General features: G+C 62.4%; 13 protein-coding genes. 6 read left to right on the forward strand and 7 right to left on the reverse strand.

The features are described from left to right. Positions 1–147 precede the first annotated feature (147 nt). The 4 genes from HDG34_RS25250 to glnT are packed head-to-tail and all read right to left on the reverse strand — an operon-like array spanning position 148 to position 4,544. Positions 148–1,509: an FMN-binding glutamate synthase family protein gene (locus HDG34_RS25250; protein WP_184063031.1), complete on the reverse strand. Its 1,362-nt coding sequence runs from the start codon at positions 1,507–1,509 to the stop codon at positions 148–150. Between the two features lie 49 nt (positions 1,510–1,558). Beyond that, a complete protein-coding gene (locus tag HDG34_RS25255; protein ID WP_184063033.1) occupies positions 1,559–2,248 on the reverse strand; it encodes a protein glxC in 690 nt (229 codons plus the stop codon). Then, positions 2,236–3,144, reverse strand: coding sequence for a glutamine amidotransferase family protein (locus tag HDG34_RS25260; protein WP_184063035.1), 909 nt, complete (start codon positions 3,142–3,144; stop codon positions 2,236–2,238). The genes HDG34_RS25255 and HDG34_RS25260 overlap by 13 nt, the downstream gene beginning before the upstream one ends. 11 nt (positions 3,145–3,155) lie before the next feature. Then, positions 3,156–4,544: a type III glutamate--ammonia ligase gene (gene glnT / locus HDG34_RS25265; RefSeq protein ID WP_184063037.1), complete on the reverse strand. Its 1,389-nt coding sequence runs from the start codon at positions 4,542–4,544 to the stop codon at positions 3,156–3,158. Positions 4,545–4,734: 190 nt separating this feature from the next. Here glnT and HDG34_RS25270 point away from each other — a divergent pair, with 190 nt between their 5' ends. Next, positions 4,735–5,337, forward strand: coding sequence for a helix-turn-helix domain-containing protein (locus HDG34_RS25270; RefSeq protein ID WP_184063039.1), 603 nt, complete (start codon positions 4,735–4,737; stop codon positions 5,335–5,337). A gap of 231 nt (positions 5,338–5,568) precedes the next feature. Here the strand turns inward: HDG34_RS25270 and hutG are convergent, their stop codons facing one another. After that, a complete protein-coding gene (gene hutG / locus HDG34_RS25275) occupies positions 5,569–6,363 on the reverse strand; it encodes an N-formylglutamate deformylase (protein ID WP_184063041.1) in 795 nt (264 codons plus the stop codon). A 24-nt stretch (positions 6,364–6,387) separates the two neighbouring features. Further along, entirely contained in the window at positions 6,388–7,353 is a 966-nt protein-coding gene (locus HDG34_RS25280) for a LysR family transcriptional regulator (protein ID WP_184063043.1), read from the reverse strand. 202 nt (positions 7,354–7,555) lie between these two features. On the opposite strand from HDG34_RS25280, the gene HDG34_RS25285 reads away from it, so the two are divergent. The 5 genes from HDG34_RS25285 to HDG34_RS25305 are packed head-to-tail and all read left to right on the forward strand — an operon-like array spanning position 7,556 to position 12,821. Continuing rightward, positions 7,556–8,743 (forward strand): FAD-binding oxidoreductase, encoded by a 1,188-nt coding sequence (locus HDG34_RS25285; protein WP_102633961.1) that lies wholly within the window; start codon positions 7,556–7,558, stop codon positions 8,741–8,743. Between the two features lie 22 nt (positions 8,744–8,765). Then, complete coding sequence (locus tag HDG34_RS25290; RefSeq protein ID WP_184063116.1) at positions 8,766–9,539, forward strand: electron transfer flavoprotein subunit beta/FixA family protein; 774 nt, start codon at positions 8,766–8,768, stop codon at positions 9,537–9,539. Continuing rightward, positions 9,536–10,468, forward strand: a complete 933-nt coding sequence (locus HDG34_RS25295; protein WP_184063045.1) for an electron transfer flavoprotein subunit alpha/FixB family protein — start codon at positions 9,536–9,538, stop codon at positions 10,466–10,468. The genes HDG34_RS25290 and HDG34_RS25295 overlap by 4 nt, the downstream gene beginning before the upstream one ends. Continuing rightward, entirely contained in the window at positions 10,468–11,142 is a 675-nt protein-coding gene (locus HDG34_RS25300; RefSeq protein WP_184063047.1) for a HutD family protein, read from the forward strand. Before HDG34_RS25295 ends, HDG34_RS25300 begins: the two co-directional genes overlap by 1 nt. 11 nt (positions 11,143–11,153) lie before the next feature. Continuing rightward, on the forward strand, positions 11,154–12,821 hold the full coding sequence (locus HDG34_RS25305) for an electron transfer flavoprotein-ubiquinone oxidoreductase (protein ID WP_184063049.1): 1,668 nt from the start codon (positions 11,154–11,156) through the stop codon (positions 12,819–12,821). Positions 12,822–13,061: 240 nt separating this feature from the next. Here the strand turns inward: HDG34_RS25305 and HDG34_RS25310 are convergent, their stop codons facing one another. Further along, entirely contained in the window at positions 13,062–13,355 is a 294-nt protein-coding gene (locus HDG34_RS25310) for a DUF1330 domain-containing protein (RefSeq protein WP_128598348.1), read from the reverse strand. Between the last annotated feature and the right edge of the window lie 89 nt (positions 13,356–13,444).

A 13,444-nucleotide genomic window follows, 5' to 3' on the forward strand; every position in this document is an offset into this window, starting at 1 on the left:
CGCTGGTCTAAACCAGCGGCGATACCCGACCGCCGCGGCGCGGTCCTGCGTTAGCGCCGCACACAATGCATCAACCTCCGCGACAGTCCCGACGCCCGGCGTTACTCGCATTGCGAGCCCCGCACCGGGCGTCGAATCCTGCACCGATCAGTACGTCTGCCCCGGAATCCACGACGTACCGGCGAGCGGAATACGCGCCATGGCAGCGGCTTCCACCGTCAACGCAACGAGGTCCTCCGGCTCGAGGTGATGCACGTTCTGCTTGCCGCAGGCGCGCGCTATCGTCGTCAGTTCCATGTTCAGCGTCTTCAGGTAGTTGCGCACGCGGCGCGATCCTTCTTCCGCCTGCACGCGCTGTTCGAGCACGGCGTCCTGTGTCGTCACGCCGACCGGGCACTTGCCGGTGTGGCAGTGATGACAGAACCCTGGCGACGTGCCGAGCGCGGCATAATCCGCCACCGCCGGATGCAGCGCGCCATTCTGGAAGTACGTATCGCTATTGCAGCCGAGCGCCATCAACATGCCCTGCCCGATTGCGACCGCGTCGGCGCCCATGGCGAGCGCCTTGGCCACGTCCGCACCGGAGCGGATACCGCCTGACACGATCAGCTGCACCGTGCCCTTCATGTTCAGGTCTTCAAGCGCGTCCACGGCCTGACGAACCGCCGCCAGCGTCGGAATGCCGACGTTTTCGATGAAGCACGTCTGGGTGGCGGCGGTGCCGCCCTGCATGCCGTCGATCACCACCACGTCCGCACCGGCATGCACAGCCAGCTTGACGTCGTTGAACGTACGCGTCGCGCCGACTTTCACGTAGATCGGTTTTTCCCAATCGGTGATTTCGCGCAGCTCCTGAATCTTGATCGCCAGATCGTCGGGGCCGGTCCAGTCCGGATGACGGCTCGCCGAGCGCTGGTCGACGCCCGCGGGCAGCGTGCGCATCGAGGCCACGCGCGGGTTCACCTTCTGCCCGAGCAGCATGCCGCCGCCGCCCGGCTTCGCACCCTGTCCGATCACGACTTCGATCGCATCGGCGCGGCGCACGTCGTCGGGATTCCAGCCGTATCGCGACGGCAGGCACTGATACACGAGCGTCTTCGATGAGCGTCTTTCTTCCTGCGTCATGCCGCCGTCGCCGGTGGTGGTGGACGTGCCCATCGCGGTGGCCGCCTGGCCGAGCGCTTCTTTCACGTTCGCCGACAGCGCGCCGAAGCTCATGCCCGCAATCGTGATCGGAATATCCAGCACAACGGGCTTCTTCGCGAAGCGCGTGCCGAGCACCGTTTGTGTCGTGCACTTCTCGCGATATCCTTCGAGCGGATAGCGCGAGAGCGACGCGCCGAGAAACAGCAGATCGTCGAAATGCGGCACGCGGCGTTTCGCTCCGAGACCGCGAATTTCATAGAGTCCGCGCTGCGCGGCGGTGTGGATGTAGTCAATTGTCTTCCGGTCGTAGCCTTGCGACTCTTCCTGCTGCAAGCGGGCGAAATGGATGGGTTTGGCTTCCATGGAAATCTTCTCTGTGAACTGGTTGTTCGATTGCAGCTGCAGGCAGCGCTCAATACTCCTGGTCCGCGTCAGCGTTCCAGTGGTAGAGCGTGCGGGCCGATGCAATGCGCTTGAACGAGTGCGGGTCGTGACCGAGACCCGCGGCGTCGAGCAATGCGCTGACCGCCGTCACGTCCGCTTCGGTCATCGGTTCGTACTGCGCATCCGCGCCGAGCGACTTCACCTCGCCGCGCACATACAGCACGGCTTCATACAGCGAGTCGCCCAGTGCGTCGCCCGCATCGCCGCAGATCACCATGCGGCCGGCCTGCGCCATGAAGGCGGAGAAACTGCCCACCGAGCCGCCGACCACGATATCGCCGCCCTTGAGCGAAATCCCGCAGCGCAAGCCCGCATCGCCGTCGATCACGAGCAGGCCGCCATGTGCGGACGCCCCCGCGCCGTTGGATGCAAATCCCTTCACGTGGACCTTGCCGCTCATCATGTTTTCCGCGACGCCGGTGCCGGCGCTGCCCTCGACGACGATCGTCGCGAGCTGGTTCATGCCGCCCACGTAATAACCGGCGTGTCCTTGCACCGTGACCGTCACGTGCGCGTTGACGCCCACCGCGATGTTGTGCGCGCCGTTCGGCGACGTGATATCCACCTTGACGCCTTCGAGCGCTTCTTTCTCGCCATGCAGGTACTGGTTCAGCGCGCGTACCGACGACCCTTCAAGGTCAAACGTCATGCTTTCCATACATACATCTCCTCGGGTGCGGGTTCGAATACCTTGGCGTTCCTGATGTCCGGCAAGTGCGCGAGCGAGCGAAACTCGGAGGCGATCGCCACGTAGTCGTCGTTTTCCGCGACCACCGCCGGCTTGCACGCGAACGGATCGCGAATCAGCGCGAGTTCGGTCGAGGTGCCCATCAGGAACGTGTAGAAGCCGTCGAGTTCTTCGAAGCCCTTCTGCAACGCGACCGGCAGTTCATCCCCTTCACGCAGCCGCCATTCGAGAAAGCGGCACGCGGCTTCGGTGTCGTTGTCCGTCTCGAAGCGGATACCTTGCGGCTCCAGCTTGCGGCGCACGCCATGCGCATTCGAGAGCGAGCCGTTATGCACGAGGCAGAAGTCTTCGCCGGCCGTGAACGGGTGCGCGCGATCCGGCGTGACCGCCGACTCGGTCGCCATCCGCGTATGGCCGACGAGATGCGAGCCGGTCAGCTTCGAGAAGTCGTAACGTTGCGCGACGTCGGCAGGTGAGCCGATGTCCTTGTACAGATCGATCGAACGTCCGGTGGACAGCAGAAACAGCTTCGGAAAATGCTCGGTGAGCCACGCCTTTACAGCGTCAACATTGCCATTCACCGTCAGCACCGCATGATTGCCTTTCGCCTCAACGCGCGCATTCATTTCGATCGCGCCGTTGAGCGCATCGATCAACGCGTTCCAGTCGAAGTCGTTTCCCGCGTCAGTAAAGCCCGCATACAGGCTCAGCTTGCGCTGGCTTTCGTCGACCGCGCTGCCGAACACGGCGAGTCCGGCCGAGTCCGGGCCGCGCTCGGTCATGCCGATCAGCATCGGCACCATCAATTGACCAAGTTGCGCGCGCAGTGCCGGCGTCTTGACCAGCAAGCCTACAATTCCACACATAGTCGTACCCCTTAGAAGAATTCCAGATAACTTTTCATTTCCCAGTCCGAGACATGACGCATGTACTCGAGCCATTCCATCCGCTTGAGCTTGATGAATTCGTCGGCGACGGGGCCGAGCGCATCGCAGATCAGTCGATCGCTTTCGAGTGCGTCGAGCGCCTGTTCGAGGTTCTGCGGCAGGATGCCGATCTGGTGCTCGCGCAACTTCGCAGGCGACCAGTCGTAGAGGTTTTCGTTGGCCGGCGCGCCCGGTGACAATTCACGTTCAACGCCGTCGAGACCCGCGGCGATCACAGCGGCCGTCGCGAGATACGGATTGCATGCGCCGTCGGGCAGACGCAGTTCGATGCGCTCGCCGGGCATGCGCACCATCGTCGAGCGGTTGTTATCGCCATAGCTGATGTAGGCCGGCGCCCATGTCGCGCCCGTCAGCGAGCGGCCCACCACGAGACGCTTGTACGAATTGACGGTCGGATTGCATAGCGCGGCGAGTGCCGGCGCATGCGCGAGCAGTCCCGCGGTGAACTGGTAGCCGAGCGTGGACAACCCCATGCCGAGCTTGTCGCTTTTGTCCGAGAACAGATTGCGCTCGCCATCGCCGATCGACATATGCATGTGCATGCCGTTGCCCGGACGGTTCGCGAACGGTTTGGGCATGAACGAGCAGATCATGCCTAACTCGTTTGCGATCTCGGAGGCGGCCATCTTGAAGAACACGTAGTGATCACACGAAGTCAGGCAATCGGTATACGTGTAGTTGATTTCGAACTGGCCGTTCGCGTCTTCGTGATCGATCTGATAGACGTCGATGCCGACCGAGCGCATCGATTCGGTGAGCCTTTCCAGGAAGACCCGCGTACGCGACAGTCCCTTGTAGTCGTAGCACGGCTTGGCGAGCGTATCGCTCGGGTCGCACGGTTCGATCGCGCCCGTCACCGAGCGCTTGAGCAGCGAGAACTCCGGCTCCAGTCCGGTGAAAAGCGTCCAGCCGCGTTGTGTCATGCGCGCGACCTGCTTCTTCAGCGTGACGCGCGAGTCGTATGCCCACGGCTGCCCGTCGACGTGGCCGTCGCAGACGATTCGCGCGAGACCGTCCTGCCAAGGCACCGGCGTGAGCGTCGACAGATCGCCCACCGCCATGTAGTCCGGACCGTTCGGCTCGATGCCCACGCCCCAGATCGCGAAGCCCGCAAAGCCGGCGCCCGCCTTCAGCACACCCTTGAGATGCGCGACCGGGACCGACTTGGCCTTCGCGACCCCGTGAATATCCACGAATTGCGCCAGCACGTATTTCACGCCGCGTTGCGTGAGATAGTCCTGGGCCTCTTCAGCCGAGCCAAAGCGGGGCACGCTACCCAACTCGTTGACCGGCAGCTTGCTCGCATCGTTCAGGTTCATCGTCACTCCTTGCACCACCATCGCTGGCTGATTGGCGAGTCATGCCCCATTGCACGACCCCACTGCGAGCCTGTTCGCAGCATCAATACAAATTTATTACCGTGCAACAATAGTTCCCAACAAGAAACATTCAGGGCGCAATGCGGCCTTTCTTATCTGCTACCCTCACGCCTTTCAACGAGGTTCAACCATGCAAAACGGCGAAGACAGCAAAAACTCGCTCGAACGCTATCTGGGTGCCACGATCCGCGAACTTCGCCAGCGCCACGGGCTGACCATCGCCCAGGTGTCGGAGCAGGCCGGGATCAGCCGCGGCATGCTCTCGAAGATCGAGAACGCCCAGACTTCCACCGGGCTCGACGTGCTCAACCGGATCGCCAATGCGCTCGGTGTGTCGATGTCCACCCTGTTCCGCCGCTTCGACGTTCCCGAAGGCGGCGCCCAGCTCGTGAAGAAGGGCGAAGGCATGGAGGTGGTCCGTAAAGGCACCAAACGCGGCCACACCTATCACCTGCTTGCCTACGACCAGGGCCCCAAAAAACTGTTCGAGCCGTTCCTGATCACGATGGACGATGAATCGGAAACCTTCCCCGTCTTCGAACACCAGGGCACCGAGTTCATCCACATGCTCAAGGGTGTCATCGAGTACCGGCACGGCCAGCAAACGTACATCCTGCATCCCGGCGACACCCTCACCTTCCAGGCCGACGTGCCCCACGGTCCCGAGCGGCTGATCAAAATGCCGATTCAGTTCCTGTCCATCTTCGTGTACGGCGAAGGTGACCGGGACTGATGCGCCTTCATTCGCCGCTACCTCTTATGCAACCTCCATGCCATGATTACCCGTAGGAACATAAGATTCATGATGGGAAACACTTTGGGCGAACCGACGGCATGAAACGGGTGACTTCCGCGGATCCTCACCGCATCAAAGCAGTGCGGTTTACCGACCTGCGCGGTGCCTCGCTGCACAGGAACGGCACCTCGGGTTCAGATACATCAACAGCATGACTTATACAAGTGGTCACAGGTGCTCGAGCGCATTCAGCGCGCCGCCCACCATGCGTTGCAGCGTCGGTTGAAGCGCCGCGGCGCGCGCGTCGTGATAGGAGAACGGCGCGTCTTCATTCATGTAGATGCACTGACACATTTCAAGCTGAACCGCGTGGATACCGCGCTCGGGTTCGCCATAGTGACGCGTGATATAACCACCCTTGAAGCGCCCGTTCGCGACCCACGTATAGGCGCTGTCCGCAGCGGCTCGTTCGGCTGCGTTTTGCACGAGCGCGTTTGCGGTGCGGCCGTCTTGCGTCCCGAGATTGAGATCCGGCAACTTCGCGTCGAAAAGGCGCGGCAGTACGCTCGCGATCGAATGTGCTTCCCATAACAGTACATTCGGATGCCGCTCGCGCAGCCTCGCCAACTCCGCTTGCAATGCCGTGTGGTATGGCTGCCAATAGGCAGCCACGCGGCGTTGCTTCTCCGCCTGATCGGGTTCCTGGCCGGGCCGGTAAACCGCTTCGCCCCGAAACGTTTCCGTCGGACAAAGGCCCGTCGTCGTTTGGCCGGGGTACAGACTCTCGTCGTTCGGCGGCCGGTTCAGGTCGATCACGTAGCGCGAGAGTCGCGCACCCAGCAAGGTCGCGCCCAGCGCTTTCGCAAAGTCGTAGAGACGGTCGAGATGCCAGTCGGTGTCCGCCACACTCAGTGCCACCTCCGAATACCCATGCTTCAACGACGACGGAATCTCCATGCCGAGATGCGGGATCGAAATCAGCAATGGCGCATCGCCGATATGCAGCTTGTAAAGCTCGCTCATCGTTGACTCCTTTAAATTTATTTCTCAGCGCAGCGCGCCATCGGGCAGATGCGGCAATACGCGGGCCAGCGCCGGCCGGATGCTGTGATCGAGCACGCCACGTGTGAGTGTGATGATCTCCGACGCGAAATCGTCCCATTCACCCTGACGATGCAGCAGAAAAAAATCACGACGCCCAAGACGGCTATCGGGCAGCGGCAATACGGCAATGTCGTCGAGATAATGACGCGCCTGCCACAAACAGAGCGGCGTCGAAATGGCGAATCCGAGCCCTGCGGCCACGAGACTCAATAGCGGATCGGTCGCGTCGAATTCATAGCGCCGCGCGCTCTCTATGCCAAGATGCCGCGCGAACCGCTCAACCTGCTGACCGATCACGGAGCGCGCCGTATAGCGGATCAGCGGCAATTCCACTGCGAGCGTGCGCCAGTCGACGTTCTTGCGCTGATCGAGATAACGTCGCGCCACGACGGCCACGAAGGCTTCCGAAAACAGCGGGACTTCGACAATCCGTGCGTCGCTCAATAACGTCTGCGTGCAGATCGCCACGTCCAGTTCCCGGTCGTGCAACTGCTTGCTGAGGCCCGGCGTCAGACCAGACCAGAGCGAAATCTGCCGCGCCGAGCCCGATACCGCCCGGATCAGTTCGGGCCCCACGGTGGCCGCGAACGAATCCACGCAACCGAGCCGCACCGGCAGCTTGCCTGCATGCGACGCATCGCCGACGCGTGCGCTCACCATCTGCGCATGTTCGATCAACGGACCGGCCAGTTCCAGCAATGCGCGTCCAGCGATATTGGGGCGTGGCGGCCGGCTTTCGCGATCGAACAGATCGACGCCTTGATCGCGCTCCAGCGCGCTAATGGCCTGGCTGATCGCGCTCTGGCTTACGCCCAACTGCTTCGCCGCGCCCGTCATGGACCCCGCCTCGCAGACTGCGATGAAAGCCTGCAACGCGCGCAGGTCGATGGGAGGTTGGGTTCGTCGCATGAAAACTCCGCTGGTTATCGCGTCTGGCGCCTTTCGCCTTCTTGCCCTCTTTTGTCACGGAAGAGCGTGCATGATGCTTTTTTTCTGCCGGCACTTGCCGACCATGAGCAATCCACGGTCTGCACCATAAGTTTGCCTAATACAAAAGTCCCGTGGGGTTCGGTTGCCTAGAATCGGCTCCATCTTCAACGCAGAGGTTCACATGAGCCATTACGATTTTGTTGTGATCGGAGCCGGTGTGATCGGAGCCTCGGTAGCCCATCATCTGGCCGCGCTCGGCGCGAAAAGCGTGCTTGTGCTTGAACGCAGCACCATTGGCGCGGGCACGACGTCACAGTCGTCCGGTCTGTTGCGCACCCATTATTCGGTGAAACAGAACGTCGAACTGGCTCGCTCGTCGTGGTGGGCTTTCAACAATTTCGCCGAATATGTTGGCGACGACGAAGCGTCGTGCGGTCTCGTCAAATGCGGCTACATGATTTCCGCACCGGACGGCGGCAAGATCGATCCGCTGCGCGCATCGTTGACCGCACAGCAGGACATGGGTATCGAGGTCCAACTGCTGGACCGGGCCGAGGCGCGCGAACGCCTGCCGATCGCGCAATTCGACGACGCCGCGTTGATCGGCTACGAGCCGGAAGCGGGCTTCGCCGACGCGTATCTGGTTGCGACCAGCTTCGCTCGCGCGGCGCGCCGGCAAGGCGTCAAGATCATGGAGGGCGTGAGCGTCACCGGCGTAGTACGCGAAGGCCGCAAGGTGGTTGGGGTTCAGACGTCGGCGGGCTCGTTCAGTTGCGGCGCGCTGATCAGCACGCAGAACATCTGGACGCCGGAGATGGCCGCGTGGATGGACGTCGAATTGCCGGTCAAGCCTGAACGTCATACGGTGCTTGCACTGGAATGCGACGCAGCCGCCTATTCGTTCAAGATGCCCGCGTTCAAGGATCTTGGCTCAGCCGGGATGCTTTACTACCGCAGCTATGGCGGCAGCCAGATGCTCGTGTCCGAAGGCGTGGTCGGCGAAACGTTGAATGCGCCGGAGACCGAGCAAGGCGATATCTCGCTCGATTACGTCGGAGAAGTCGGAGCGCAAGTCGCCGAACGCTTTCCCGCTTATGAGACCGCAGGTCTGGCGTCGTCATGGACGGGTGTGTACGACGTCACGCCCGACTGGAATCCGGTGCTCGGCTCAGTTGGCGATATCGAAGGACTGGTGGTGGGATTCGGTTTCTCGGGACACGGTTTCAAGCTGTCGCCGGGGGTCGGTAAGATTCTCGCGCAGCATGCGCTCGGACTGCCCACTGACGTTTCGCTGGACCCCTATGCGTTGAGCCGGTTCGCGAGCGGCGCGCTGCTGGTCGGCAAATACGGCGCGGGCGCCGTGTCCTGATCCGGAGCCTATCCACATGACCATTCGAATTCTCGTTCCCGTCAAACGGGTCGTCGATGCCAACGTGCGCGTGCGGGTCAGCACGAGCGGCGCGATCGACACAACCGGTTTGAAGATGTCGCTCAACCCCTTCGACGAATGCGCGGTCGAAAAGGCGCTGCAACTGAGGGAGGCAGGCGTGGCCTCCCAGGTAACGGTGGTGACGTGCGGCCAGTCCACCAGCCAGGACGTGTTGCGCACTGCCCTCGCGATGGGCGCCGACGACGCCGTGCTGATCGACACTGGCGCCGCCAGCGCCACCGTGGACTCGCTGGCCGTCGCGCGCTCGCTGCGCGCGTACATGGCAACGAGCGACTTCGGCCTCGTCCTATGCGGCAAGCAGGCAATCGACAACGACATTGGCGGCGTCGCCGCCATGCTCGCGGCGTTGCTTGGCTGGTCCCAGGCGCTGAACGCAAGCGCGTTGTCCGCACGCGACGCTCACTGGCAGGTGACGTGTGGCGATGACGGCGGCACATCCGTGTGGGAACTGGACGGTCCGAGCGTTATCAGCGCGGACTTGCGTCTGGCCGAGCCGCGTCGCGTCACGCTGCCGAGCATCGTCAAGGCGAAGCAGAAACCGCTTGTGACGATCGACGGCGCATCGCTCGGCGTCGATCTGACGCCGAGCACGACGATCGTCGAACTGCGAGACCCGCCTGTGCGCGAGGGCGGCATCAAGGTCGCGAATACCGTCGCGCTGCTGGATGCGCTCGCCGCACAGCGTCCGTTGGACAACCTGGGAGCACCGGTATGAGAAGCCTTGTGGTAGGGGAATGGGAGCATGGCGAGCTCGCGGAATCGACGCGGCGCGCCGTCACTGCGGCGTTGCAACGTGGTTTGCCGGTCGACGTCCTGGTACCGGCAGCAGGCGCCCACGCTGCGGCCAGCATCACCGGCGTGGAGCGCGTGCTCGCCATCACGGGCGATGTGGCTCATGTTCAGGTGCCCGAAACGCTCGGCATGCAGCTTCAGGCCGTCTCTCACGATTACACGCTGATCGTCGCGAGTCACCGCAATCTCGGCCGCCGTGCGTTGCCGCGTGCCGCTGCGCTAACCGATGGCGCGTTTCTCGCGGACGTGACCGGCATCGACGCGCAAGGCCGCTTCACGCGAGGTCTTTATGCGGGCAGCGTCATCGCCAAAGTATCGGTCACAGCGCGCGTGACGTTTGCCACGGTACGAACCTCATCTTTCGTTGCGGCGCGGGCATCGGGCGGTGCCGCCGCGATTGTCGAAACGGAACCGGTCGCCGCGTTCAAGAAAACGAAGCTACTGGAGCGCCAGGCATCCGGACAATCCGGACGCGATCTGAGCACGGCACGTGTCGTCATCTCGGGCGGCCGCGGACTGGCATCGAAAGACAACATGGTCCGTCTCGGCGAGTTCGCCGATCGCATAGGTGCCGCACTCGGCGCATCGCGAGCCGCCGTGGATGCGGGTTATGCGCCGAACGCCACGCAAGTGGGACAGACCGGCAAAACCGTCGCACCCGATGTGTACTTCGCATTCGGCATTTCCGGCGCGATCCAGCATCTGGCCGGCATGAAGGATTCGAAGGTGATCGTCGCCGTCAACAAGGATCCGGACGCGCCGATTTTTTCGGTGGCGGATTACGGCATCGTCGGCGATCTGTTCGATGTATTAAGTGAACTCGAAGCCCACGCCGGCGCAGGGGCAGCGTGATGGAACTCGACCTGCCGAAACCCATCTCGCGCTATAGCGGCGAAGCGCTGGGTCATCTGAAAACGCATCGTGCCGACGACAACCTGCCGTCGGTCCGCTTTCTCGACTGCACGTCGGTCTCGCCCGAACCATGGGTCAACGGCGGCGGTACGACCCGCACCCTCGCTCGTGGTGCGAATCCGGCGGGCGTAGCCGACTGGCGCGTGAGTCTGGCGGACCTTAAGGGCGCCGCGCGGTTTTCGCAATTCCCTGGCTTCGAACGCACGCTGCTGCTGATCGACGACGGCACAGTCGATCTGCATTCGCAGGATGGCCAGTTGCTCGCGCGAACCGGCCAGCCTGTGCAGTTCTCCGGCGACCTGCATGTGTGGGTCAGCTTGCCGACGAAGCCCGTTCAGGTACTCAATGTGATGGCCCGGCGCGAAGCCTGCCGCGCGAAAGTCAGTGTAGCGACGAACGCGCTGCGGATCACGCCAGCAAGCGTGCAACTGTTGATCAGTCTCTCCGGACGATGGAGCCTGTCGAGTGAGTTGCTGAAGAACGTCACGCTGTCGCCGATGCATGGCATCTGGATCGAAGGCCGAAGCGAGGAGCTGGATCTGCATCATGTCGGCCCCGGCGCAAAGCTGGTGTCGATTGCGATCGAACCGAACGTCCGGACGCCCGCGCAATAAGGCATTCGACCATGCACAACCTCATTGAGCAGTACGGTCCTCGCGAGTCGATGGAATATGACGTCGTCATCGTCGGCGGCGGCCCTGCGGGCCTGTCGGCGGCCATTCGCCTGAAGCAGCGCGCCGCCGAACGAGGCGCTGACATTGGCGTGTGCGTCCTCGAAAAAGGCTCAGAGATCGGGGCCCATATTCTGTCGGGCGCGGTGATGGACCCGCGCGCGCTGACCGAGCTGATCCCGGACTGGAAGGAAAAAGGCGCGCCGCTGACGGTCGACGTGACCGAAGACCGCTTCCTGTTCCTGACGGAGACGGGCGCGAAGAGCGTGCCGACCTGGGCGCTGCCGGACAATTTCAAGAACCACGGCAACTACGTGATCAGCCTCGCGAACGTGACGCGCTGGCTGGGTCAGCAGGCCGAGGCGCTCGGCGTCGAGCTATTCCCGGGCTTTCCGGCGGCCGAAGTGCTGTACAACGACGACGGCTCGGTCAAGGGCGTCGCGACCGGCAACCTCGGCATCGGCAAGGATGGCGAACCGACCGGGAACTTCCAGCTCGGCATGGAGCTGCACGCGAAGTACACGCTGTTCTGCGAAGGCGCGCGCGGCCACCTCGGCCGCCAGCTGAACGAGAAGTTCAAGCTGCGCGACGGCGTCGATCCGCAGGTGTACGGCATCGGTATCAAGGAGCTGTGGGAGATCGATCCCGCCAGGCACAAGCCGGGTCTGGTGATGCACACGGCCGGCTGGCCGCTCGAAAACGACACCTACGGCGGCTCGTTCCTCTACCACATGGACAACAACCAGGTCGTGGTCGGCTTCGTGGTCGGCCTCGGCTATTCGAATCCGTATCTGTCGCCGTTCGAGGAATTCCAGCGCTACAAGACGCATCCGGCGATCCGCGCGATTCTCGAAGGCGGCAAGCGCGTGTCCTACGGCGCGCGCGCGATCACCGCGGGCGGCCTGATGTCGTTGCCGAAGCTGGTGTTCCCGGGCGGTGCGCTGGTCGGCGACGACGCGGGCTTCCTGAACGCGTCGCGCATCAAGGGTTCGCACGCCGCGATCAAGACCGGCATGCTCGCCGCCGATACCGCGTTCGACGCCGTGCAGGCCGGCCGTCAGGCCGACGAACTGAGCGCCTACCCGGAAGCGTTCAAGACGTCGTGGCTCTACACCGAGCTGTATCGCGCGCGTAACTTCAAGCAGTGGATGAGCAAGGGTCTCTACCTTGGCACGCTGATGGTCGGTCTGGAGCAGACGCTGCTCGGCGGCAACGTGCCGTGGACGCTGCACCACCAGCATTCCGATCACGAGATGCTGAAGCCGGCTTCGCAGTGCAAGCCGATCACGTATCCGAAGCCGGACGGCAAGCTGACGTTCGACCGGCTCTCCTCGGTGTTCATCTCGAACACGAACCACGAAGAAAACCAGCCGGCGCACCTGACGCTGAAAGATCCGACGGTGCCGGTGAACGTGAACTGGCAGACCTACGCGGGACCTGAGTCACGCTTCTGCCCGGCGGGTGTCTACGAGTTCGTGAAGAACGAGCAAAACGAAGACCGCTTGCAGATCAACGCGCAGAACTGCGTGCACTGCAAGACCTGCGACATCAAGGACCCGACACAGAACATCGTGTGGGTCACGCCGGAAGGCGGTGGCGGTCCGAATTATTCGAACATGTGACCATGTCAAATTAGAAAGCGGCTTCAACTTTGAAGCCGCTGTCTCGTAAATACTGACGAATCAACAAGCATTTGCCACCACCACCATGGCACGGGGCCCTTTTCAACGTATTACAAAGAAACGAGAGTAAGCGGTTCGCGTCGACGGTCGCAGGCAGTGACTGACATAAACATCAAAGCAGCCTCTTGAACGACACTAGACCTTCATGATCTCGCTTGCGCAATACGGCCCCCCGCAAGCCTATCCGCCGTCTAAGCCCTCGACAATCGACACTTGCGCGATGCAGTGTCCGTCTCGCGCCTGCTTGGCCGACTGATATTCGGGTGAACTGTAGCAATCCAGCGCTGTTTGCATGTCGCTGAACTGGATAACCACGTGGCGCTCGAACGACTCCCCTTCGAGCACTTTCGACGCGCCTCCACGCGCCAGGAAAACCGCCCCGAATTTCTTGAATGCCAGCGGTGCGATGTCGGTGTAATCCTTGTATTTCACAGGGTTGAGCACGGTGACATGAGCAATCCAGTATGCAGTCATCTTTCCTCCTTTCCACCTTCAAAGATCTCTTAGCCATTACCGCCTGACACGCTGACGTCGAATTTCCGGCTCCTTCGCGCGACGCTCGT

Source organism: Paraburkholderia sp. HC6.4b (assembly GCF_014200875.1).
In the GTDB taxonomy this organism is placed as follows: Bacteria; Pseudomonadota; Gammaproteobacteria; order Burkholderiales; family Burkholderiaceae; genus Paraburkholderia; species Paraburkholderia tuberum.

What these genes read in the sequence shown, in the direction of transcription:
- HDG34_RS25305 (WP_184063049.1), top strand. Translation starts at nt 11,154, where the DNA reads ATGCACAACCTCATTGAGCAGTACGGTCCTCGCGAGTCGATGGAATAT.
- HDG34_RS25280 (WP_184063043.1), bottom strand. Translation starts at nt 7,353, where the DNA reads ATGCGACGAACCCAACCTCCCATCGACCTGCGCGCGTTGCAGGCTTTC.
- glnT (WP_184063037.1), bottom strand. Translation starts at nt 4,544, where the DNA reads ATGAACCTGAACGATGCGAGCAAGCTGCCGGTCAACGAGTTGGGTAGC.
- HDG34_RS25310 (WP_128598348.1), bottom strand. Translation starts at nt 13,355, where the DNA reads ATGACTGCATACTGGATTGCTCATGTCACCGTGCTCAACCCTGTGAAA.
- HDG34_RS25295 (WP_184063045.1), top strand. Translation starts at nt 9,536, where the DNA reads ATGAGAAGCCTTGTGGTAGGGGAATGGGAGCATGGCGAGCTCGCGGAA.
- HDG34_RS25285 (WP_102633961.1), top strand. Translation starts at nt 7,556, where the DNA reads ATGAGCCATTACGATTTTGTTGTGATCGGAGCCGGTGTGATCGGAGCC.
- HDG34_RS25255 (WP_184063033.1), bottom strand. Translation starts at nt 2,248, where the DNA reads ATGGAAAGCATGACGTTTGACCTTGAAGGGTCGTCGGTACGCGCGCTG.
- HDG34_RS25270 (WP_184063039.1), top strand. Translation starts at nt 4,735, where the DNA reads ATGCAAAACGGCGAAGACAGCAAAAACTCGCTCGAACGCTATCTGGGT.
- HDG34_RS25260 (WP_184063035.1), bottom strand. Translation starts at nt 3,144, where the DNA reads ATGTGTGGAATTGTAGGCTTGCTGGTCAAGACGCCGGCACTGCGCGCG.
- HDG34_RS25250 (WP_184063031.1), bottom strand. Translation starts at nt 1,509, where the DNA reads ATGGAAGCCAAACCCATCCATTTCGCCCGCTTGCAGCAGGAAGAGTCG.
- hutG (WP_184063041.1), bottom strand. Translation starts at nt 6,363, where the DNA reads ATGAGCGAGCTTTACAAGCTGCATATCGGCGATGCGCCATTGCTGATT.
- HDG34_RS25300 (WP_184063047.1), top strand. Translation starts at nt 10,468, where the DNA reads ATGGAACTCGACCTGCCGAAACCCATCTCGCGCTATAGCGGCGAAGCG.